The sequence below is a fragment of the Mesorhizobium sp. M7A.F.Ca.CA.004.04.2.1 genome, from assembly GCF_004022825.1.
Lineage (GTDB): Bacteria > Pseudomonadota > Alphaproteobacteria > Rhizobiales > Rhizobiaceae > Mesorhizobium.
Window position 1 is genome coordinate 1 of sequence record NZ_RZPH01000888.1, and the last position, 2,557, is coordinate 2,557.

Annotated in this window: 3 protein-coding genes; all 3 read right to left on the reverse strand. The window is 63.9% G+C overall.

Annotation, left to right across the window (positions count from 1 at the left end; genetic code table 11):
• Nucleotides 1-236 precede the first annotated feature (236 nt).
• Nucleotides 237-1,220 carry a 2-hydroxyacid dehydrogenase gene (locus EN893_RS28695; RefSeq protein WP_127266507.1) on the reverse strand — a complete coding sequence of 328 codons (984 nt, stop codon included), beginning with the start codon at nt 1,218-1,220 and terminating at the stop codon, nt 237-239.
• Nucleotides 1,217-2,239 carry a LacI family DNA-binding transcriptional regulator gene (locus EN893_RS28700; protein WP_128361975.1) on the reverse strand — a complete coding sequence of 341 codons (1,023 nt, stop codon included), beginning with the start codon at nt 2,237-2,239 and terminating at the stop codon, nt 1,217-1,219. Before EN893_RS28700 ends, EN893_RS28695 begins: the two co-directional genes overlap by 4 nt.
• A 77-nt stretch (nt 2,240-2,316) precedes the next feature.
• Nucleotides 2,317-2,557 (reverse strand): DMT family transporter (locus EN893_RS28705; protein ID WP_164901195.1); only part of this gene is annotated, 241 nt, incomplete at its 5' end.

Below are 2,557 nucleotides of genomic sequence, written 5' to 3' on the forward strand. Positions count from 1 at the left end.
TGACTGCACAGACCGCCTCATCGCCATTGGCGACCAGCCTGTAGCTGTTGGACGGGGCGGCCTCGTTGGCCACGCTTTCACGGCTGCCGCCATGAAACAGCTGAATGCCACCAAACAGCGCCGCGGCAGCGATCAATGCGGAAAGTGCTTTCATCATTCTTCATCCACGTACACGGACAGGTTGAACAATGATTCCAAAGCGTTAAGCTGACGTTAATAAATGTGGCAACCACCGATCAGTTTCTAGCAGTCACATGCGCCGTCTCGGGCACCGGGGTCAGCGGACGGCGCTCGGTGAACCAGGACACCAGATTGTCGACGCACAGATCCGCCATGGCGCGGCGGGTGTGGTCCGAGGCCGAGCCGACATGCGGCAGCAGCGAGGTGTTGGGCGCGTCGAGCAGCGCCTTGGGCACATTCGGTTCGTCGGCAAAGACATCGAGGCCGGCGGCGGCGATGGTGCCGTTGGCGAGTGCTGCCGCGAGCGCTGCCTCATCGACCGTGCTGCCGCGGCCGATGTTGACGAAGACGCCGTTGGCGCCAAGCGCCGACAGTATCTCGGCATTGACCGCCTTCTCCGTCGAGGCGCCCCCCGGCGCCACCGAAATCAGCGTATCGACGGCTTCGGCAAGCCCTTTCAGGGTCGCATGATACTGGTAGGAAAGACCTTCGACACGGCGCCGGTTGTGGTAGGCGACCGGCAAGCCAAAAGCTTCCAGACGCCGGGCGATGGCCTGCCCGATGCGGCCCATGCCGAAAATACCCACACTGCGCCCGCGCAAGGTCAGCCGGCTCAGCGGATAGTTGCCCTTGCGCACCCAGCTGCCGTCGCGCAGCCAGGTTTCGGCGCGCGGCAGATCGCGGATGGTGTTGATCAACAGCCCGATCGTGGTGTCGGCGACCTCCTCGGTCAACACGTCGGGCGTGTTGGTGACCATGATGTTCTTCGCTCGGGCATGGCCGACATCGACCGAATCATAGCCGACGCCGAAGGAGGCGATGAGCTCGAGGTTGGGCAGCGCATCCATCATCGCCGCGTTGATGCCGGCAAACGAAGCGATGCCGCGCACATCACTGCGCATCTCGTCGGTGACGAGCGCCGGATCGGCGCGTTCGATTCTGACACGCCTGAACGTACGGTTGATGCGGTCGACCGCATGGTCGTTGAAATCGCCCGGCACCAGGATGGCGACGGTCTGCAACTGTTCGGCCTTGGTCATGCACGCTCCACCGGCTTGCCGGTCGACTGACGCACATGCAGTTCCGGCTTGATCAATTCCTGCGAGGGCCGCACCGTCTGGCCGTTGAGCTTGTCGAGCAACGCGCTGGCGGCGCGGCGGCCAACCTCGCGCTGGCCGTTCCAGACGGTGGTCAGGGCCGGCGTCGCGATCGCCGCCTCTTCGAGGTCGTCATAGCCGGTAACGGAGATGTCGACGCCGGGCACAAGGCCGGCACGGGCAATGCCGTTCATCAGGCCGATGGCGACAAGGTCGTTCCAGCAGCAGGCAGCCGTCGGTCTGTCCTTCAGCGCCAGGAACTGTCCGGCGGCCTCGAAGCCGGCCTGCTTGGTGCGTGGGCCGGCGATGCGCCATGACGGCCTGACTTCCAGCCCGGCCGCCTCCATCGCGTTGACATAGCCCTGGTAGCGGTCACGGCCGGTCGAGGTCTGGTCGGTGCCGCCGATCATGGCGATGCGCTTGTGGCCGAGCGAGATCAGATGGTTGGTGGCAAGGCCTGTTCCATAAGAGTCGTCGCCGCGAAAGACCGGCACGTCGGCACCCTCGACGGTGCGCGCGACCAGCACAGCCGGCAGGCCGTTCTCCTCGGCCATCAGGATGTCGGAAGCCGGCGTGCCGATGGCCGGCGACATGATGACGCCGTCGGCGCCGAGCTGCAAAAGCGTATCGATGAAGGTGCGCTGCTTTTCGAGCTGATCGTAATGATTGGACAGGATGAAGGTCTGCCGGCTGCGGTCGAGCTCGCTTTCGATTGAGCGCAGGATCTCGGCGAAGAACGGGTTCATGATGTCGTGGACGACGACGCCGACAATGCCGGAACGCGAGGTGCGCAGGCTGGCGGCGCGTCGGTTGTAGATATAGCCGATGGCGCGGGCATGTTCCTTGATGCGGTCACGCGTGGTACCGGCAACCAGAGGGCTGTCGCGCAGCGCCAGAGAGACCGTGGCCGTGGACACGCCGAGCGCATCCGCGATCGTCGAAAGCTTGATTTTTTGTGCCAGCGACGTGTGCTCCCCGGACCTGAACTTTCAGACCTAAACTGTTTAAAGGCGGCGTTATGCCACCGATCGGGGGCAAATCAAAGTTTTTTTGCCAACGCCTCGGCCTCGACATCCGAGGCCGCGCGGCTCCGCAGCCGAAGCCTATGCTCGCGATGGACGATGTAGAGACCGCTGGCGACGATGATGGCGGCGCCGACCAATGTCCAGCGGTCGGGAAACTGCTTGAAGACGATCCAGCCGGAAATGATCATCCACACCATCTGCGAATAGGGATAGGGCGCCAAAGCCGTGGTTGTCGCCAGCCGGTAGGCCTGGACC